Raw genomic sequence first — 20,522 nt, 5'->3', positions numbered from 1 at the left:
AATACCGATTCCGAGTGGTGGTACACCGGAGCCATCAGTAGGATAGGCCACCGCAAAGGGTCGTATCAAAGACCCGTCTTTCTAGGAATCTTGTATGGACCGCGTGCGAAATTTACTGGAACAGATCCAGAGTCGCCTTGAAGACCTGAACAAGGCAGAACGCAAAGTGGCCGAAGTGATCCTGCTCAACCCACAGCAGGCCACCCGCTTCAGCATCGCCGCCCTCGCCCAGGCCGCTTCGGTCAGCGAACCGACCGTCAACCGCTTCTGCCGCTCATTCGGCGTCAGCGGCTACCCGGAACTCAAGCTGCAACTGGCCCAAAGCCTGGCCAGCGGCGCCGCTTACGTCAGTCGCGCAGTGGAGGCCGATGACAACCCGGAAGCCTACACCCGGAAAATCTTTGGCAGTGCCATTGCCTCATTGGACAGCGCCTGCCAGGCCCTTGATCCCAATTTGATCAGTCGTGCCGTGGATCTGCTGATCCAGGCCCGGCAGATTCACTTCTTCGGCCTCGGTGCCTCGGCACCGGTGGCGCTGGATGCCCAGCACAAATTCTTCCGCTTCAACCTGGCGGTGACCGCCCACGCCGATGTGCTGATGCAGCGGATGATCGCGTCAGTGGCCCACACGGGCGAGCTGTTCGTGATCATTTCCTACACCGGCCGTACCCGCGAGCTGGTGGAAGTCGCACGCATCGCCCGGGAGAACGGCGCGTCGGTACTGGGGCTGACCGCCGAAGGCTCGCCCCTGGCCAAGGCCAGCACCCTGAGCCTGAACATCCCGCTGCCCGAAGACACCGACATCTACATGCCGATGACCTCGCGGATCATCCAGCTCACTGTGCTGGACGTGCTCGCCACCGGCATGACCTTGCGCCGCGGTGTGGACTTCCAGCCGCATCTGCGCAAGATCAAGGAAAGCCTCAATGCCAGCCGGTATCCGGTGGGGGATGAGTTCAACTGAACTGGCTTGGGTAATTGAGCGCCTGACAGGCCGTCATCGCGAGCAGGCTCGCTCCCACAATGGATCTGCGGTCAATGAAGATCCACTGTGGGAGCGAGCCTGCTCGCGATGGGGCCAACAGCTGCCCCCCTTGATCAAGCCCCCACCCGCGCCTGCAAACTCAAATGCGCCCGCTCCCCCGGCGCCAGGCAGAGGCTGTCAGTGCCACCGCTGGCCGCTTCGACGCAGACGAACTCCGACACCTCATCCCAACTCACCCCCAGCAAAGGCCGGGCACCGGGATGCCACACCACGGTATCGGCGCTGGCTCCGGTGTCGATGCACAGCTCACGCTGCCAGGCGTGGTCCTTGAGCTGCAGTTCACCCTCGTGCTGGAACACCCGCTGACAACCGCCCTCGACCCGCAAATCGCCTTCCTGCTGGCAGGCTGCACGGTTCAACTGGTCGTAGCCCAGCGCGCCTTCAAGCCCAGACAGCGCTATCTCACCCACGTCACCAATACGCCAATAGGCGTGCAGAGCCTGGCTCAATTGGCACGGCAGGCTGTCTTGATGCTCGGTGCTCAAGCGTAATTCCATGCGTTCGCCCAGATCGGCGTACAGATCGACCTGCCAGTCGCACAACTGGAGCTGCCAGTGCAGGTGCACACCGTCTTCATCGCTGCGGCTGTCGAGCAGTTTCCAGTCGATCAACCGTGCCCAGCCATGGGACGGCCAGGCGTTTTCGCTGGGATGACGGCCATACCACGGCCAGCACACCGGCACACCGCCGCGGATCGCACCGACTTGTGGCCACTTGGCCGCACACCACAACCAGGGTTTCTGCCCCCGCGGCTGAAAGTGCAACAGCTGCGCGCCCTGGCGACTGAACACCGCCTGGCACAGAGGATGATCGATCACCAACACATCACGTTGCTGATAGCGCTCCCACGCAAACACCGGGCGCTCGCGCAAGGATCTGAAAAAGCGTTGTAGCGGATGCTCATGCATGAGCTGCGGTCCTGGAAATCATTGAACTGGATTGATGCGACAGCTTTTTGTGGCGAGGGGATTTATCCCCGCAGGCCTGTAGGCCTCACAAAAAAAAGCGGACAGCCTTGGCCATCCGCAAATATGCGCACATAGAGAGGAGCTTATCGCAACAGCGTTAGAACACCGACTGAATTTTCAGACCGGCGACCAGCGCGTCGTCGACTTCATTCACACCACCCGGATGAGTGATGTATTGCAGGTTAGGGCGTACGGTCAGCCAGTTGGTCACGTGGAAACCATAGTTGATTTCGTAGTTGTATTCGGTGCCACGCAACGGCGAGAACAACGGATCGTCGTAGTCGCTGACACCATTGGCCGCGTTGACCAGCTCGGCGTTTTTCTTCACATCTTCGTTGACATGGATGCGGGAGAAACCAATCCCGACGTCATCTTTAGGACGCGCATTGAACGGCCCCTTGTACACGAACATCAGCGACTGGTAGTTGTCGACGACGTTGGTTTCCTTGTCATGGAAGGTGGCGTTGGCCGCAATGTTCAGACCGCGCGATGCATCACCGTTGTGGGTGGTGAGCTGTTGCTGCACCACGAACCAGTAGCCATCCTTGCTGCTGTGGCTGCGGTAGGCGTTACCGGTTGTCGCGGCATCCTGGCCATTGTCGTCTTCGCGCACGTCGTCAGCCTTGGCCGTACTTTTGTAGTAACCGACACGGTATTCGCCTGGCAGGCCATTGAGCTTGGGCGACCAGACCAACTCGACCGGAATGAGCGTGCCCTTGGTGCCACTGCCGCTGAGCTTGTAGCGGTTTCCGTTTTCCAGCTGCGAAGGGTTCTGGTTGTAAGCACCGATCTGCGCATAGAGTTCGGGCGTGAGGTTGTACTTGACGCGAATCGCCGCCTGCATGATCGGCCAGTTGTACCAGATGCCGGTTGCCCAGTTACCCGCTTGCGAACCGCAGAACGCCAGGTTCTGGAACTCGCACGGGAAACTGTTGAAATCTTCACCGACCCCGTAATAACCGGCTTTGACATCCAGCTTACTGTCGAAATACTGCTGCTTGATCCACAACTGCGTCAGACGGGTGGTTTGCCCACGGCCCCAGACTTCCTGGGAAGAGCTGAGGGTGCCGGCACGTGGATCACCGATACGGTCGTTGGAGATGTTGCGACCGTCACGGCGAGTGAATTGAATCTTGGCCGTGGTATCACCCCAACCTGCCAGTTTCTCCAGGTCGAGGGCTACACCCAAGCCAAACTGCTGGGACCAACGCGCAGTCTTGTCATCGTTGTAACCGCCGTCGAGATTGGCCCCCATCTCACCGACGAAATCAGCCTTGATATCGATACCTTGCTCGATCAGCCTGGTCCGCTCGCCACCCCAGTCGCCCGTCATCCACTGCGAATCGGCGCTGAAAGCCTCGGCCGCGTGCGCACTACCGGCCAGCATCATCGCCGCAACAGCGGACAATTGGCAGACACGCCGGGCGTTGTTGTTCTTCTTCATCCCTACATCCTCGTCTTTATTGTTATTAACTGTTTTTATCTAACGCGGTTTACAACGATTGCGGCGAATGGTCCCCCACTCACCGCATACTCCCTTGTGGGAGAGAGCTTGTTTGGGAGCAAAGCCCCCTCCCCCATTTGTTCTTCATCGGCCTTTGAACTGCGCTACGTTTGCGGTCCGGGCATCTGTCTGCACTTGGCCGGCCACGCCCAGGCGTTCGCCGGACTTGGCGTCGAACAGCAGCACTTTCGAAGGATCGAATTGCAGCGTCAGGGTCTCCCCCACCTGCGGCGCCACGTCCGGCGCCAGGCGGCAGCAGACCTTGGTGTCGTTCAGGTTGACGAACACCAGCGTGTCCGGTCCGGTAGGTTCGGTGACCTGGACTTCGGCGCGAATGGTCGGCAAACCATTGGGCTCGTTGCCCGCCAGCATGATCTGTTCCGGGCGCAGGCCGAGGATCACTTCACGGTCTTCCAGACCCGCATCCTGCATGCCCATCGGCAGCTCACAACGAGCCTGGCCGCTGTCGAGCAAGGCCAGCAGACGGCCGTCCTTGCGTTGCAGGCGCAGGGGGATGAAGTTCATCGGTGGCGAACCGATGAAGCTCGCCACGAACAGGTTGGCCGGGTTGGTGTAGATGTCTTTCGGCGTGCCGAACTGCTGGATGATGCCGTCCTTCATCACCGCCACTTTGTCGCCCAGGGTCATGGCTTCGATCTGGTCGTGGGTGACGTAGACCGTGGTGGTCTTCAGGCGCTGGTGCATCAGTTTCATTTCAGTGCGCATCTCGACCCGCAGCTTGGCGTCGAGGTTGGACAGCGGTTCGTCGAACAGGTAGATCTTCGGCCGCCGCGCCAGCGCCCGGCCCATGGCCACGCGCTGTTGCTGGCCGCCGGAAAGCTGGCCGGGCTTGCGGTTGAGCAGGTGTTCGATCTGCAACAGCTTGGCCACGCGGGTGACTTCTTCGTCGATGGCCGGCTGGCTCATCTTGCGAATCTTCAGACCGAACTCGATGTTCTCCCGCACGCTCATGGTCGGGTACAGCGCGTAGGACTGGAACACCATGGCGATGTCGCGATCCTTCGGACTCATGCCGCTGACATCCTGGTCACCGATCATGATCGCGCCGCCGGTAATGGTTTCAAGGCCGGCGATGCAGTTCATCAGCGTCGACTTGCCGCAGCCCGAAGGGCCGACGAGGATCAGGAACTCACCGTCCTTGATCGACAACTCGATGTTCTTCAGGGTGTCCGGCAGGCCGGCACCATAGGTCTTGTTTACATTGCGAAGTTCGAGCGTTGCCATGATTACCCCTTGACTGCGCCGGCCGTCAGACCGCGCACGAAATACTTGCCTGCCACTACATAGACCAGCAGGGTCGGCAGCCCGGCGATCATCGCCGCCGCCATATCAACGTTGTATTCCTTGGCCCCGGTACTGGTGTTGACCAAGTTGTTCAGCGCCACCGTGATGGGCTGCGAATCGCCGCTGGAGAACACCACGCCGAACAGGAAGTCGTTCCAGATCTGGGTGAACTGCCAGATCAGGCAGACCATGATGATCGGGGTGGACATCGGCAGGATGATCCGCCGGAAGATGGTGAAGAAACCCGCACCGTCCAGTCGCGCCGCTTTCACCAGCGCATCGGGAATGCTCACGTAGTAGTTACGGAAAAACAGCGTGGTGAACGCCAGGCCGTAGACCACATGTATGAACACCAGCCCCGTGGTGGTACTGGCCAGGCCCATCTTGCCGAGCGTGAACGAAGCCGGCAGCAGGACGGTCTGGAACGGCAGGAAGCACCCGAACAACAACAGGCCGAAGAACAACTGCGAACCGCGAAAGCGCCACATCGACAACACGTAGCCGTTCAATGCACCGATCGCGGTGGAGATCAGCACCGCCGGGACGGTGATCTTGATCGAGTTCCAGAAATACCCGTCAACCGTGGCCCAGGCCTTGACCCAGCCGATGCCGGTGACCACGGTCGGCCAGCTCAGCAGGTTGCCGGTGCTGATGTCTTCCGGGGTCTTGAAGCTGGTCAACAGCATGACTACCAGCGGCACCAGGTAAAGCAATACGGCAAGGATCAGTACCGCGTAGATCGCGATGCGACTCAGGCTGATGGAAGGTTTGGCAGCGAGACTAGTCATGACGCTTGGTCCTCAGCTCGGAGTACAGGTAAGGCACGATGATTGCGAGAATCGCACCGAGCATCAGAATCGCACTGGCCGAGCCCATGCCCATCTGGCCGCGACTGAATGTGAAGGAGTACATGAACATGGCAGGCAGGTCAGAGGAGTAACCCGGGCCGCCGGCTGTCATCGCCGCCACCAGGTCAAAGCTCTTGATCGCGATGTGCGCCAGGATCATTACGGCGCTGAAGAACACCGGACGCAGGCTCGGCAGCACCACTTTCCAGTAGATGCGCGGCATGCTCGCGCCATCGATCTGCGCAGCCCGGATGATCGATTGATCCACCCCACGCAGGCCGGCCAGGAACATCGCCATGATGAAACCCGAGGCCTGCCACACTGCGGCGATCACCAGGCAATACACCACACGGTCCGGGTCGATCAGCCAGTCCAGGCGAAAACCTTCCCAGCCCCAGTCACGCAACAATTTGTCCAGGCCCATGCCCGGGTTGAGCAACCACTTCCAGGCCGTACCGGTGACGATCATCGAGAGCGCCATCGGGTACAGGTAAATGGTGCGGATGAAACCTTCACGACGAATGCGCTGGTCAAGAAACACCGCCAGCAGCACGCCGATCACCAGGGTGATGCCGATGAACATGCCGCCAAAGAGCGCCAGGTTCTTGCTCGCCACCCACCAGCGGTCGTTGTCCCACAGCCGCGCGTATTGCGCCAGGCCCGCCCACTTGTAGTTCGGCAGAAAGGTCGAGGTGGTGAACGACAGAACAAACGTCCACAAGATATAACCGTAGAAGCCCACCAGAACGATGAACATGCTCGGCGCCAGCACCAGTTTTGGGAGCCAGCGCTGCAATGCATCGAACGGCGAGGCCTTGCTGAACACAGCAACAGAACTCATGGGAAGATCCAGTACTTGAGAAAAAGACTACTCGCATCCCTTGTGGGAGCGGGCTTGTGTGGGAGCTGAGCTTGCTCGCGATGAAAGCGCTACGGTCTTTCGAATGACCGCGTTATCGTTCATCGCGAGCAAGCTTTGCTCCCACAGGCTCGCTCCCACAGGGGGTCGCGGTGCTAACGGTTACTTGGCAGACTGGACCGCTGCGCCAAGTTTCTTGGCGGCGTCGGCTGGGTCGGCTTTCGGGTCGTTGATGAAGTTGGTCACCACGTCAAAGAACGCGCCCTGTACTGCCAACGTGGTCGCCATGTTGTGCGCCATGCTCGGCTGCAGGCCGCCGGACTTGGCGTCCGCCAGGAAGTCCTTGGCAGCGGTCTGGGCGCAGGAATCGAAACCGTACTTGGCCATGTCGGCCAGCATGTCGTTGCGCACCGGGATCGAACCCTTGTTGATGCTGAAGACTTTCTGGAAGTTCTCACCCAGCACGACCTTGGCGATGTCCTTCTGACCGGCCGCGGTGCCTTCGTCTTTCTGCTTGAACACCGCCAGGGAGTCGATGTTGTAGGTGAAGGCCTTGTCGGTCCCCGGGAAAGCTACGCACTCGTAGTCCTTGCCGGCGACTTTCTTCGCAGCGGTCCATTCGCTCTTGGCCCAGTCACCCATGATCTGCATGCCGGCCTTGCCGTTGATGACCTTGGCCGCTTCCAGGTTCCAGTCCTGCCCCTTGCCGTCCACGTCCATGTAGGTCGCGACTTTCTTGAGCTCGGTCAACGCCTTGACCATGTCCGGACCGGTCAGGGCTTTGTTGTCCAGATCGACCAGGGCTTTCTTGTAGCCATCGACACCCATGACCGAGAGCACCACGGCTTCGAACACCGTGCTGTCCTGCCAAGGCTGGCCGCCGTGGGCCAGCGCAATGAAGCCTGCTGCCTTGAGCTTGTCGCCGGCGGCGTAGAATTCTTCGAGGGTGGTGGGGTTTTTGGTGATGCCGGCTTTCTTGAAGACTTCCGGGTTGATCCACAGCCAGTTGACGCGGTGGATGTTCACCGGCACGGCAACGTAGTCACCTTCGTACTTCACGGTATCGGAGACTTTCTTGTCGAGCAGGCTGTCCCACTTCTCTTCTTTGGCAACGTCTTTCAGGACGTCGGTGTCGAGCAGTCCGGTAGACGCCCACTCCTGGATGTCCGGGCCTTTGATCTGGGCCACACCCGGTGGGTTACCGGCCACGGCACGACTCTTGAGCACGGTCATGGCAGTTGAGCCGCCACCACCGGCAACAGCGCCATCCTTCCAGGTAAAGCCGTCTTTCTCTACCTGGGCCTTGAGCACATCGACCGCGGCTTTTTCGCCACCGGACGTCCACCAGTGAACGACTTCCACGCTGCCTTTGGATTCGGCGGCAAGGGCACTGACAGGGAATGCTGCGACGGGAAGCAGGGAAGCAAGAGAAATGACAGTAGCGAGGCGAGAAATCGCATTCATCTAGAAGTACCTTTCTTGTTGTTATGCATGCAAGTCTGGTGCTTGCGCTGCATGGATTCTAAACAGGGGAAATCCCTTCGCAGGTAACGAAGGGACGCGTAAATGTCACGGCATGGTTACACAGGCGCGGGACTGGAGAGTTTCGCCAACGCCGTCGCCATGCTGGGGGCGAGGGGCAAACGCGGGATCAGCACGGCCTGCCAGGCGTGATACAGGTCCGGCTTGCCCGGCCAGATGTCGGCGCTGGGGCGGTTTTGCGGATCGAGCTCGTGGTACCAGCTGCCGTTGCAACGGTCGATGAAATGTTTGTCACAGAACTCCCAGAACCGCCGGTACCAGGCTTCGTATTGCGCCTCGTCGGTGCGTTTGAGCAAGGCACTGGCGGCGGCCGCTGCTTCGGCATGCACCCAATGCAGGCGATGGCGAACTACCGCGCGATTGTCCCAGTCCAGGGTGTAGACAAAGCCTGGGGCGCCGTCGACCTCCCAACCGTGGCGGCAATTCTGGTCAAAAAGTTTCTGCGCATCCTGGGCCAGCCAGCCCGGGGTCAACATGCCAATCTGCACCCGTGCAGCCTCAAGGTGCAACAGCAGCCGCGCCCATTCGAAACCATGGCCGGGCGTGGTGCCGTAAGGGCGAAAACCGTCGGCGGGGTTGTCGTGGTTGTACTCGCGCAGCGGCTGCCAGTGACGATCGAAATGCTCCACCACCAGGTAGTCATTGGCGGCGGCGTGGCCGTGGATTACCCGCTCAACGATACGCAGCGCGCGGACCAGCCAGCGGGGCTCGTCCGTGGCATCGGCCAGGGCCAGGAAGGCTTCGGTGGCGTGCATGTTGCTGTTGGCGCCGCGATAGGCTTCTTCGTCGCTCCAGTCGCGGTTGAAGGACTCGCGCAGGGCGCCCTCCTCTTCGCTCCAGAAGTGCGTATCGATCACCCGCACGGCTTCATCCAGCAACGCCTGGGCGCCAGGACGTTGGGCCACCACTGCGGAACTGGCCGCCAAGGCGACAAATGCGTGCAGGTAGGCGGCCTTGCCGGTGTCGTTCTCATGGGGTTGCGCCGTGGCGAACCAGCCGCCGTGCTCGGCGTCCCGCAGAGGGCCGCTGAGGGCCTGGACACCGTGGTCCACCAGCTCGGAGAACCCCGGCAGCCCCTGGATATGGGCCATGGCGAAGCTATGGGTCATGCGTGCAGTGTTCATGGTTTCAGCCCGGGCATCGTCCGGCAGGCGACCCTGCTCGTCCAGGTTGCCAAAGCCGTCCGGCAGCTTCGAGGCCTTGGCGAACGCCAGCAGACGCAAGCCTTCGGCGGCAAGCCATTGCTGGTGGGCAGGCGCATTCAGCCAACTGCTGAAGGCCGGTTGGAAGGTGTCCATGGGAGTACCTTTTTTTGTTGTTTTGACGCAGGGAGTCTAAACAAGGGATGGCGGGTGGCAGGTAACGAAAGGGGCGAGTTATGTCACCGACTTGTGACATTCACTTGAGCGATGTGCTGAAGCTGACGGCATCATCGCGAGCAGGCTCGCTCCCACATTGGCGCCAGGGAATAAACAATTTTTGTGGTCACCACCGAGCCCTGTGGGAGCGAGCCTGCTCGCGATCAACGAGAACGCGGTCCGACTAATCCACACTGCGAGGCAACTGCAATGTCACCCGCAACCCACCCTCGCGCAGGTTCTGCAGGCTGACTTCGCCGCCATGGCTATGGGCGATGTTGCGGGCGATGCCCAGGCCCAGGCCATAGCCCTGCTGCTGCCCGGCCAGGCGAAAGTGCGGTTCGAAGACTTGCTCCAGACGTTGCTCCGGCACACCTGGCCCCTCGTCGTCGACGTGCAGGATGAACGCGGTGTCATCGTCATCGATGTGCAAATGGGCGTTTTGCCCGTACTTCAGCGCATTGTCGATCAGGTTACCGATGCAGCGCTTGAGGGCCAGTGGCTTGCCAGGATACGGCGCCAACGCGCGGCCATCCTGGGTCACCCGACCATTGCCATTGGGCGCCAGGTACGGCTCGACCAGGCAATCGAGCACATGGTTGAGGTCCACCGGCTCGATGTTTTCGTGAATGTCGGTGTCCTTGACGCATTGCAACGCACCTTTGACCAATAACTCCAGCTCGTCCAGGTCGCGGCCGAACTTGGCCTGCAGGTTTTCGTCCTCCAGCAGTTCGACCCGCAAGCGCAGCCGCGTGATCGGCGTGCGCAAGTCATGGGAAATCGCGCTGAACAATTGGCTGCGTTCGGTCAGGTAACGGCTGATGCGTTCACGCATGGCATTGAATGCCCTGCCCACTTCCACCACTTCGCTGCCGCCGCCTTCAGCTACCGGTTCCACTTCGGCGCCCAGGGACATGTCGCGTGCCGCGCGGGCCAGGCGTTTGAGGGGCCGGCTCTGCCAATGCACCAGCAAACCGATGAACAGCAACAACAGGCTGCTGGTCAGCACGATGAAACCGACCTGCTGCGTCGGCAGGCTCTGCTCTTCAAGGCTGGTGTAGGGCTCTGGGAGCAGCGAAGCGATGTACAGCCATTCGCCCGGCGCCATCTGGATTTGCGTAACCAGCACCGGCGGGTTCACCGGTTCCAGGGTCAAGGCGTAGTGGGCCCAGGAGCGCGGCAATTCATCAAGCTTCAGGCCGCCATTGAAAATCCGCAGGTCTTCGGGGCTGACAAACTTCACCGAGATGTCGGCGCTGTTGCCCAGGGATTTTCGCAGTACGTCATCCACCGCCTTGAGCACCGCCAACTTGCGCGGCGTAACCGGCAGCACGTCCATGCCCAGGGGTTTGTCGTTGAGCGTGACGACAAACCGCGTGCCGCCCATGCTGCGCAATTGATCCAGCACCAATGGCCGGTAAGCCACCGGCAACGAGCGCAGATAGCTGACACTGGCGGTCATCGAATGAGCCAGGCTACGGGCGCTGGTGACCAGGCCTTCGAGCTGGGTGGCGCGCAGTTGCGAGACCCAGATCAGACTGGACAGGGTCTGGGCGAACAGCACCACCAGCAGGGTCAGCAGCAGCATTCTTCCAAGCAACGAACGCGGCACCGGCACCCGGCGGGCTATTTTCTTGATCCAATCAATGACCATTGCTGGCAATCACACTGGCCGCCAGTTGATAACCACTGCCGCGCACCGTGCGGATCAACCGTGGTGGCTTGTCGGTGTCACGCAGGCGCTGGCGCAGACGACTGACCGCCATGTCGACGATTCGGTCCAGGGGCATCAACTCCCGACCGCGAGTGGCGTTGCCAATGGTGTCGCGGTCGAGGATTTCCTGGGGATGGTCAAGAAACAGCTTGAGCAAGGCGAAATCGGCGCCGGAGAGGATCACTTCTTCGCCGTCGGTGTGGAACAGTCGATGACTGACCATGTCCAGCCGCCACTCGTCGAAGGCCAACACTTCGCCGCCGGAGCGTTCCTGGCCAAACTGCGCACGACGCAACAGCGCCTTGATGCGCGCCTGGAGTTCACGCGGACTGAAAGGTTTGCCCAGGTAATCATCGGCCCCCAGCTCAAGGCCGATAACCCGGTCGGCCTCGTCGGAACTGGCCGTGAGCATGATGATTGGTACGTGGGCCTGGCGCGGGTGCTGGCGAACCCAGCGGCAAAGGCTGAAGCCGTCCTCGTCGGGCAACATCACGTCGAGGATCACCAGATCGCTGGCTGCTTCGTTAAGTGCCTGGCGAAACCCGGCGCCATCAGGGGTAGTACGTACCTGAAAACCCGCGCGACTGAGGTAAGTGTCCAGCAGTTCGCGAATCTCCTGGTCGTCGTCGACCAACAAAATCGATTTGTTCACTGAACTCACGGGGCCTCGTCCTTGTTGTTTGGGTTGGGCGGATTATGCCTGAAGGACGGAATCTACAAACACTGCAAAACCTTGTGGGAGCGAGCCTGCTCGCGATAGCAGTGTTTCAGTCGCCACGAATGTTGGCTGATACACCGCTATCGCGAGCAGGCTCGCTCCCACAGGGGGAGGCCACACTTCAACTTTAAACCGGGTTCGACTGCTCCAACGCCACACCCGCGCCCATCAGCCCGGAATACGGCGCGGTCACCAGCCAGACTGGAATGCCCTTGAAATAATCGCTCATGCAGCCCTTGTCGGCGAAGCAACGGGCGAAACCACTTTCAAGGAAAAAATCGGCGAATCGCGGGACCACCCCGCCGACGATGTATACACCGCCACGCCCACCCACCGTCAGCACATTGTTACCGGCCACCCGCCCCAGCCAGCGGCAGAATTGCTCGAGCACTTCCAGGGCAATGGGGTCTCCGGCCAGGCCGGCGGCGGTGATGGATTCGGGCGTGTCGAGCACCGGCGTATGGCCATCCACCGCGCAGATGGCGCGGTACACCCGAGGTAACCCGCTGCCGCTCAGGGCGGTTTCGGCACTGACATGACCGATCTCGTTGTAGATGTGCTGCCACAGTTGGGTTTCCCGCGGGCTGCTCATGGGCAGGTCGACATGGCCCCCCTCCCCCGGCAATGCCGCGAAACGACCGCCGCCCAAATCCAGCAACGTGCCCACACCCAGCCCGGTGCCAGGACCGATCACCACCGCCGGACGCAACGGCTCCGGCGTGCCCTCGCAGACAACCCGGTATTCATCGGGACGCAAGCACGTCATGCCCAGGGCCATGGCCGAAAAGTCATTGACCAGCAGCAGCTTCTCGACCTCAAGGGTCTTGCAAAAGGCCAGATTGCTCAGGCGCCAGTGATTGTTGGTGAAGCGAAACTCATCGCCGCTGACCGGCCCCGCCACGGACAGGCACACCGAACCGATCGAACCCGGCTTCAGGCCCACGCCGCTCAGGTAAACCTTGATGGCATCTTCGGGGCAGGCGTAATCCGCGGTCGCCAGCACCTGGATATTTTCCAGGTTGTGGTTCTTCCACAAGGCGAACCGGGCGTTGGTCCCACCGATGTCACCGACCAAAGCCAGTTTCAATTAAGCGTCTCCAGGGCAGAAGTGAAGGCGCTGGCGCCCTGCTCTGCCGAGCTGAAGGCCATGCGCATGAAACCAAACAGCTCGCGACCGGTGCCAATGTTGTTGCCTAACAAGCCCTTGGCCGGTGTGCGTGCGGCGAATTCCTCGGCGTCCACCTTCAACTCCAAGGTGCCTTTGACGCCATCGACGCGGATGATATCGCCCTCCTGCACGCGGGCCAATGCGCCGCCGACGTAGGCTTCGGGGCTGACGTGGATAGCCGCCGGAATTTTCCCCGACGCGCCGGACATGCGTCCGTCCGTCACCAACGCCACTTTGAAACCGCGATCCTGCAATACGCCGAGGAACGGTGTCATCTTGTGCAGCTCCGGCATGCCATTGGAGCGCGGGCCCTGGAAGCGCATCACCGCGACAAAATCTTTCTCCAGCAGGCCGGCCTTGAACGCATCGGCCAGGTCCTGTTGATCCTGAAAGACCATGGCCGGGGCTTCGACGACCTGGTTTTCCAGGGCCACCGCCGAGACTTTCATCACGCCGCGCCCCAGGTTGCCTTCCATCACCCGCAACCCGCCCTCGGCCGAGAACGCGCGGGCCACCGGGCGCAGGATGTTTTCATCGAGGCTTTCGATCGGGCCTTCGCGCCATACCAGTTCGCCGTCTTCGAGAAACGGTTCCTGGGTGTAGCGGCTCAGGCCGTGACCCAGCACGGTGTTGACGTTTTCGTGGAGCAAGCCGGCTTCCAGCAATTCGCGGATCAGGAACGACATGCCGCCCGCCGCCTGGAAGTGGTTGATGTCGGCCTTGCCGTTCGGATAGACGTGACTCAGGGTCGGCACCACCTCGGAGAGGTCGGCCATGTCCTGCCAGGTCAGCTGGATGCCTGCGGCCATGGCAATGGCTGGCATGTGCAAGGTGTGATTGGTGGAACCGCCGGTGGCGTGCAGCGCGACAACGGAATTGACCAGCGACCGCTCGTCGACGATTTCGCCGATGGGCATGAAGTTGCCGCTCTGCTTGGTCAGATGCGTGACCTGGAACGCCGCTTCGCGAGTCAGCGCATCACGCAACGGCGTGTTCGGGTTGACGAACGAGGCACCCGGCAAGTGCAGACCCATTACCTCCATCAACAACTGGTTGGTGTTGGCCGTGCCGTAGAAGGTGCAGGTGCCGGGGCTGTGGTAGGACTTCATCTCCGACTCCAGCAGCTCTTCGCGGGAGGCCTTGCCCTCGGCATAGCGCTGACGCACATCGGCTTTCTGCTTGTTGGAAATGCCTGAGACCATGGGCCCGCCTGGCACGAAAATCGTCGGCAAATGACCGAAACGCAGCGCGCCCATCATCAGGCCTGGCACGATCTTGTCGCAGATGCCGAGCATCAGTGCGCCGTCGAACATGTTGTGGGACAACGCGACCGCCGTCGACAGTGCGATCACTTCGCGGCTCGGCAGGCTCAGCTCCATCCCCGCCTCACCTTGGGTCACGCCATCGCACATGGCCGGCGTGCCACCGGCAAACTGGCCGACCGAGCCGATCTCGCGCAAGGCTTTCTTGATCTGTTCCGGGAAGGTTTCGTAGGGCTGGTGGGCCGAGAGCATGTCGTTGTAGGAAGACACGATGGCGATGTTGGCGGCATTCATCATCCGCAGGTGATGCTTGTCTTCGGTGCCGCAACCGGCCACGCCGTGGGCGAAGTTGGCGCATTGCAACTTACCGCGCATCGGACCGTCGCTGGCTGCACCGCGGATCAATGCAAGGTAAGCCTGACGCGTGGCGCGGCTGCGGGCGATAAGCCGTTCGGTGACCTCAAGTACGCGGGGATGCATGTGTAGAACTCCAGGCTAACGGGTGTGGCGACCTGATTGTCTATGCTGGTCAAAACCCCGCCACGCATTGGGCGACAGCGGATTTCTTGACCATTCGGACCAGTTGATTCAGGTCACTCGTTGTAGATAAAACAAAATATTGCCACTAAAAAGGCTTGTTTTCTATTTTTATGCGAATAATCTTGTAATTCCAACAACAAATCGACGGCGGCGCAGTTAATGACTCTTCGAATCGCAATCAATGGTTTTGGCCGCATCGGCCGCAACGTCCTCCGTGCACTGTATACCCAAGGTTATCGTCGCGACTTGCAGATCGTCGCCATCAACGACCTGGGCGACAGCGCAATCAATGCTCATCTGCTCAAGTTCGACACGGTTCACGGCACCTTCGATGCCGACGTGCAGCACGATCACGAAAGCCTGACGGTCAATGGTGACCGTATCTCGGTCAGCGCCATCCGCAACCCGGCCGAACTGCCCTGGGCCGCCGAAAAAATCGACGTCGTGTTCGAATGCACCGGTTTGTTCACCGACCGCGCCAAGGCCGCCGCCCATATCAGCGCCGGCGCCCGCAAGGTGATCATTTCGGCCCCGGCCAAGGGTGCCGACGCCACCGTGGTGTACGGCGTGAACCACGATATTTTGCGCCAGTCCCACCAGATCATCTCCAACGCTTCGTGCACCACCAACTGCCTGGCCCCGGTGGCTCAGGTGCTGCACCGCGAGCTGGGCATCGAAAGCGGCCTGATGACCACGATCCATGCCTACACCAATGACCAGAACCTGACCGACGTCTACCACAGCGACCCATACCGCGCCCGTTCGGCCACGCAGAACATGATCCCGAGCAAGACCGGTGCCGCCGAGGCGGTGGGCCTGGTGCTGCCGGAACTGGCGGGCAAGCTGACCGGCATGGCCGTGCGCGTGCCGGTGATCAACGTGTCGCTGGTGGATTTGACCGTGCAGCTCAAGCGTGAAGCGTCGGCCGAAGAAGTCAACGAACTGCTGCGCCAGGCCAGCCAGCATTCGAAAATTCTCGGCTACAACACCCTGCCGCTGGTCTCCAGCGATTTCAACCACAACCCGCTGTCGTCGATCTTCGACGCCAACCACACCAAGGCCAGCGGCAAGCTGCTCAAGGTACTGGCCTGGTATGACAACGAATGGGGCTTCTCCAACCGCATGCTGGATAACTGCCTGGCGTTGTGTAACGCCGAGTAACTCACCGCGCAGCCGGTAATGTGGGAGCAAGCTTTGCTCCCACAGGCCTGCTTCCAAGGCTTGCTCCCCACATGGACTCGGGGTGGTGAAATGAGGGCTTGACCCGTCAACTGGATGATAAGCATTATCATCTAGTCAAATCGAATCGGGCCCTACCGTGAGTCAATCGCGCTTTCATCACGTCTTCCTTGCCCAGCGCACGCCACTGCTGCGCACCCTCCAGCGCATGGTCAACAACCCCAGCACCGCCGAAGACCTGCTTCAGGAAACCTACCTGCGTGTCACTCGCGCCTTGGGCGAGCGCACGGTCGAGCACCTCGAACCCTTCGTTTTCCAGACCGCCCGCAACCTGGCGCTGGACCACTTGCGTGCGCGGCGTATTCAGTCCCGGACCCTGCTGGACGACGTGCCGCAGGAAGTTGTCCACAACGTGGTCGCCCCCCAAAGCAGCGCCGAAGACGCGGCCCATGCCGAGCAGATGCTCGAACGCCTCAATCTCCGCCTGCAAGCGCTGAGCCCGCGACAGCAGCAGATTTTTATCCTCAGCCGGCTGCACGGTCACAGTTACCAGGACATCGCTAAACGGCTGGACGTGTCGCTGAGCACCGTGCAGAAGGAACTGAAGCTGATCATGGCGATCTGTGTGGGCGTGGCCGAACGCCTTGGTGGCGACTGAACCTGTAAGGATTTTCTCTAAGAGGCCGTCGCCGATTGCGCTGGCCTGCGACCCTGCTAGGCTTGGTCGCTGACGCTAAATAGCCGTGCAAAAGACACTGCGAGGAACCACCGTGACAGACAAACAACGTGCCCCTGAGCACGCTGCGGCGCAGGACACCGCCCATGCCATGGAACAGGCGCTGGACTGGCTCATTCTGCTGGACAACCCCAGCGAGGAGCAGACCCGGCAGTTCCAGGCCTGGCTGGCGGCCGATCCGCGCCATGGTCAGGCATTCAAGCGGGCCCAGGCGATCTGGAACGGCCCGCAAGTGATGCAAAGCGCCCGGCAACTCAAAGGCCGCCCCCAAGCCAGTGCACTGTCACGCTTGCGCGCCCATTGGAAACCCTTGGCCACCGCTGCCGTGCTGTTTCTGGGCCTGTTCAACTTCAGCGACCTGCCCCTGCGTCTGCAGGCCGATCACCTGACCGTGGTCGGTGAACGCCAGCGCCTGCAACTGGAGGATGGCTCCAAGGTCCTGCTCAACACCGACTCGGCCTTTTCCAGCACGTTCAACGACCAACGGCACATAGCTCGGTTGTACAAAGGCGAGGCGTTTTTCGAAGTCCCGGACACACGCACCCTGCCTCTGCAAATCGACGCCGGGCCGGTCATCGCCAGCGTCAGCAACACCACCTTCGCGGTGCGCTACCTCGATGGCGTGACGCAAGTGCAGGTGCAGCGCGGTGATGTGGATTTGCGGGCCACGCGTTATGACGCCCATGTCAGGCTGTCGGCCGGGGAAAGCATCCGCATCGGCCCCAACGGCTTCGACCGCCCTGCCCGGATGGATGCCAGCACCGATCTGGCGTGGGTCCAGGGACGACTGGTGTTCGAGAATCGACCGCTGAACCAGGTACTGGCCGAGCTGCGACGCTACTACCCTGGCTGGATCATCAACAACAACGAACAGTTGGCCCAGGTCGCAGTGACCGGCAATTATCGCCTCGACCAGCCGCTGGACGTGGTCCGTTCTCTGGCCCACATCACCTCTGCGCGCCTCCAGGAATTCCCGGCGCTGGTGATCCTGAACTAAATGAGAATTATTTTTACTCGATAGGCTTCGCTGGTTCGTCTCGTTATAGCCAATGCAATTGATTCGCATCCAGCGACATCATCTGCACCTATAACAGATGCGACACGGAGCGCTATCGATGTCCTCTCGCCTTACCCGCCGGTCCCTTGCCCCTGCGTGCACGCTGTCATTGCTGACCGCCGCCATCCTGATCGCCGGCACCGCGCCGACCGCCCTCGCCGCCACCACCGTGCAGCCGCCTGCGCGCAATCTTGGTGATTACACTTTTGCCATTGCCCAGCAACCGCTGGTCTCGGCACTGAATGCGTTCACCGCCGTCACGGGCTGGCAGGTCGGCTTGCCCGCAGAACTGGCCGAAGGCGTCGCGTCGCCTGGCGTCAACGGCTCGCTGCCAGCGGAAAAAGCCCTGGAGCGCCTGTTGGTGGGGACCAACCTGAGCTACCGCAAGCTGGGCAACACCAGCATTGTTCTGCAAAAGCACAGCACCAGCAGCGTACTGAACCTGCAGCAGGTGACGATCAGCGCCACCCGCCAGGAACAGGACATCGTCAGCGTACCCAGCAGCGTCAGCGTCCACGACCGGCAGGAACTGGACCGCAACAACGTCAACACCCTCAAGGATCTGGTGCGCTATGAACCCGGCGTTTCAGTGGGTGGGGCAGGCCAGCGCGGCGGCATCAGCGGCTACAACATTCGCGGAATCGACGGCAACCGGGTGCTGACGCAGGTCGACGGTGTGGAAATTCCCGGGGGTTTCTTCAACGGCCCGTACGCCAAGACCCAGCGCAATTACGTGGACCCGGAAATCGTCAAGCGCGTGGAGATCCTCCGCGGCCCGGCCTCGGTGCTGTACGGCAGCAATGCCATCGGCGGCGCTGTCAGCTATTTCACCCTTGATCCGGACGACATCATCAAACCGGGTAACGACGTCGGCGCCCGCCTGAAGACCGGCTACAGCTCCGCCGACGAAAGCTGGCTCAAATCCGCCACCCTCGCAGGTCGCAGTGGGCCGTTCGACGGCCTGTTGCATTACAGCCAGCGCGACGGTCATGAAACCCAATCCTACGGCAATAACAACGGCACCGGCCTGGACCGCACCGCGGCCAACCCTGAGGACGTGCGCACCCACAATGTGCTGGCCAAGCTCGGCTGGAACTACAACGATGATTCGCGCCTGGGCCTGGTCTACGAGAAGTACAAGGATGACCGGGACACCGATCTGAAAAAGTGCCTATGGCGGCCCCTACTCCGACGGCCAGCCGGCAATTCCTGACTTTGTATTGCCCGGCGGCATGTATCAGTGGCGCACCGGTAACGACACCATCAGCCGCGAACGCTTCGGCCTGGAGCACAGCTTCGCCCTCGACAGCCTGCTGGCCGACCACGTGAAGTGGAGCCTGAACCACCAGATCGCCAAGACCGACCAGAGCACCGCCGAGTTTTACTTCCCCATCACCCGCCAGGTGCTACGCACACGAGAGACCCTCTACGAAGAAAAACAGTGGGTTCTCGACGCCCAGTTGGACAAGGCCTTCAGCCTCGCCGACACCGATCACGCGCTGACCTACGGCACCACGATCAAGCAGCAGAAAGTCACCGGTTCGCGCAGTGGCAATGGCGTCTGTCTGGCCGTCGGCGTGGGTTGCTCAGCCGTCGGTGCCATCAGCACCCGGGACGTGCTGGAAAAAGCCAGCGACTTCCCGGACCCGACCATCAACACCTACAGCCTGTTCGCCCAGGATCAGATCCGTTGGAACCGATGGACTTTCACGCCGGCCCTGCGTTACGACTACACGCGGCTCAAGCCGCACCTGACCGAGGCATTCCTCAACACCGTGGACCCCACCAGCGGCGGTCAAGTCAGCGACAAGAACAAGACCTGGCATCGCGTCTCGCCCAAATTCGGCCTGACCTACGCCCTGAGCGACCAGTACACCTGGTACGGCCAGTACGCCGAAGGCTTCCGCACGCCAACCGCCAAGGCGCTGTATGGTCGCTTTGACAATCCCGGCGCCGGCTACAGCGTGGAACCCAACCCCGATCTGGAACCGGAAAAAAGCAAAAGCTATGAGACTGGCCTGCGGGGCCGTTTCGACTCCGGTTCGTTCGATGTGGCGGTGTTCTACAACAAGTATCGCGACTTCATCAACGAAGATGCGATCACGCCCGGGGCCGATGCGCTGACCTTCCAGAGCAACAACATCAAGCACGCCACCATCAAGGGCGCCGAGGTCAAGGGACGCCTGAACCTGGATCTGTTCGGCGCACCGCAAGGCCTGTACACCCAAGGCTCGGTGGCCTATGCCTACGGTCGCAATAACGACACAGGCGAGCCGATCAACAGCGTCAACCCGCTCACCGGCGTGTTCGGCCTGGGTTACGAGCAGGACCGGTTCGGCACGTTGCTCAGCTGGACCCTGGTCAAGAAAAAAGACCGCGTCGACGACAGCAACTTCAACTCGCCCGATGGCGTCAGCAGCCAGTTCAAGACCCCGGGCTTCGGCATCCTCGACCTGACCGGTTTCTACAAGGTGACCCACGACGTCACCGTCAGCGGTGGTCTCTACAACCTCACCGACAAGAAGTACTGGCTGTGGGATGACGTGCGTGGCTACGACAGCGTTGGCGAAGCAGCGGTGCTGAGCCCCGCCAACCTCGACCGTCTGACCCAGCCCGGGCGTAATTTCGCGGTCAATCTGATCTGGGATATCTGACTCGCTTGCCAGGCAAAACAAATACCTGTGGCGAGGAGCGTCATGTGGGGAGCAAGGCTTGCCCG

15 protein-coding genes and 1 pseudogene are annotated in these 20,522 nt (G+C 61.1%); 5 read left to right on the top strand and 11 right to left on the bottom strand.

Annotated features, from left to right (window positions below):
* Positions 1–103 precede the first annotated feature (103 nt).
* Positions 104–964, top strand: coding sequence for a MurR/RpiR family transcriptional regulator (locus PSH91_RS06400; protein WP_171061416.1), 861 nt, complete (start codon positions 104–106; stop codon positions 962–964).
* 134 nt (positions 965–1,098) lie between these two features.
* On the opposite strand, the gene PSH91_RS06395 is transcribed toward PSH91_RS06400, so the two are convergent.
* The 11 genes from PSH91_RS06395 to edd form a co-directional block, all read right to left on the bottom strand.
* On the bottom strand, positions 1,099–1,953 hold the full coding sequence (locus tag PSH91_RS06395) for a D-hexose-6-phosphate mutarotase (protein ID WP_047228357.1): 855 nt from the start codon (positions 1,951–1,953) through the stop codon (positions 1,099–1,101).
* 157 nt (positions 1,954–2,110) lie between these two features.
* Positions 2,111–3,457 carry a carbohydrate porin gene (locus PSH91_RS06390; protein ID WP_047228358.1) on the bottom strand — a complete coding sequence of 449 codons (1,347 nt, stop codon included), beginning with the start codon at positions 3,455–3,457 and terminating at the stop codon, positions 2,111–2,113.
* A gap of 144 nt (positions 3,458–3,601) precedes the next feature.
* Positions 3,602–4,762: an ABC transporter ATP-binding protein gene (locus PSH91_RS06385; protein WP_047228359.1), complete on the bottom strand. Its 1,161-nt coding sequence runs from the start codon at positions 4,760–4,762 to the stop codon at positions 3,602–3,604.
* A gap of 2 nt (positions 4,763–4,764) precedes the next feature.
* Entirely contained in the window at positions 4,765–5,610 is an 846-nt protein-coding gene (locus PSH91_RS06380) for a carbohydrate ABC transporter permease (RefSeq protein WP_047228360.1), read from the bottom strand.
* On the bottom strand, positions 5,603–6,511 hold the full coding sequence (locus PSH91_RS06375; RefSeq protein WP_047228361.1) for a carbohydrate ABC transporter permease: 909 nt from the start codon (positions 6,509–6,511) through the stop codon (positions 5,603–5,605). The genes PSH91_RS06380 and PSH91_RS06375 overlap by 8 nt, the downstream gene beginning before the upstream one ends.
* A gap of 180 nt (positions 6,512–6,691) precedes the next feature.
* Positions 6,692–7,993: an ABC transporter substrate-binding protein gene (locus PSH91_RS06370; RefSeq protein ID WP_047228362.1), complete on the bottom strand. Its 1,302-nt coding sequence runs from the start codon at positions 7,991–7,993 to the stop codon at positions 6,692–6,694.
* 116 nt (positions 7,994–8,109) lie between these two features.
* Entirely contained in the window at positions 8,110–9,369 is a 1,260-nt protein-coding gene (locus PSH91_RS06365; protein WP_305467626.1) for an AGE family epimerase/isomerase, read from the bottom strand.
* Positions 9,370–9,613: 244 nt separating this feature from the next.
* Complete coding sequence (locus PSH91_RS06360; RefSeq protein ID WP_047228364.1) at positions 9,614–11,083, bottom strand: ATP-binding protein; 1,470 nt, start codon at positions 11,081–11,083, stop codon at positions 9,614–9,616.
* The gene (locus tag PSH91_RS06355; protein WP_047228365.1) at positions 11,073–11,804 is read right to left on the bottom strand and encodes a response regulator; all 732 of its coding nucleotides are present in this window, start codon (positions 11,802–11,804) and stop codon (positions 11,073–11,075) included. The genes PSH91_RS06360 and PSH91_RS06355 overlap by 11 nt, the downstream gene beginning before the upstream one ends.
* Positions 11,805–11,988: 184 nt before the next feature.
* Positions 11,989–12,948, bottom strand: coding sequence for a glucokinase (locus PSH91_RS06350; RefSeq protein WP_047228366.1), 960 nt, complete (start codon positions 12,946–12,948; stop codon positions 11,989–11,991).
* Positions 12,945–14,771 (bottom strand): phosphogluconate dehydratase, encoded by a 1,827-nt coding sequence (gene edd / locus PSH91_RS06345; protein WP_305467623.1) that lies wholly within the window; start codon positions 14,769–14,771, stop codon positions 12,945–12,947. The genes PSH91_RS06350 and edd overlap by 4 nt, the downstream gene beginning before the upstream one ends.
* 219 nt (positions 14,772–14,990) lie before the next feature.
* Here edd and gap point away from each other — a divergent pair, with 219 nt between their 5' ends.
* The 4 genes and pseudogenes from gap (at position 14,991) to PSH91_RS06325 (ending at position 20,457) form a co-directional block, all read left to right on the top strand.
* On the top strand, positions 14,991–15,992 hold the full coding sequence (gap, locus tag PSH91_RS06340) for a type I glyceraldehyde-3-phosphate dehydrogenase (RefSeq protein WP_047228368.1): 1,002 nt from the start codon (positions 14,991–14,993) through the stop codon (positions 15,990–15,992).
* A gap of 157 nt (positions 15,993–16,149) precedes the next feature.
* Entirely contained in the window at positions 16,150–16,668 is a 519-nt protein-coding gene (locus PSH91_RS06335; protein WP_047228369.1) for an RNA polymerase sigma factor, read from the top strand.
* 169 nt (positions 16,669–16,837) lie between these two features.
* The gene (locus PSH91_RS06330; RefSeq protein ID WP_218575611.1) at positions 16,838–17,743 is read left to right on the top strand and encodes a FecR domain-containing protein; all 906 of its coding nucleotides are present in this window, start codon (positions 16,838–16,840) and stop codon (positions 17,741–17,743) included.
* A 118-nt stretch (positions 17,744–17,861) separates the two neighbouring features.
* A pseudogene (locus PSH91_RS06325) lies at positions 17,862–20,457 on the top strand (TonB-dependent receptor).
* Positions 20,458–20,522 lie beyond the last annotated feature (65 nt).

It is taken from the genome of Pseudomonas sp. FP1154, from assembly GCF_030687245.1.
Taxonomy (GTDB): domain Bacteria; phylum Pseudomonadota; class Gammaproteobacteria; order Pseudomonadales; family Pseudomonadaceae; genus Aquipseudomonas; species Aquipseudomonas rhizophila.
This window is presented reverse-complemented; position numbering and strand designations above follow the sequence as displayed.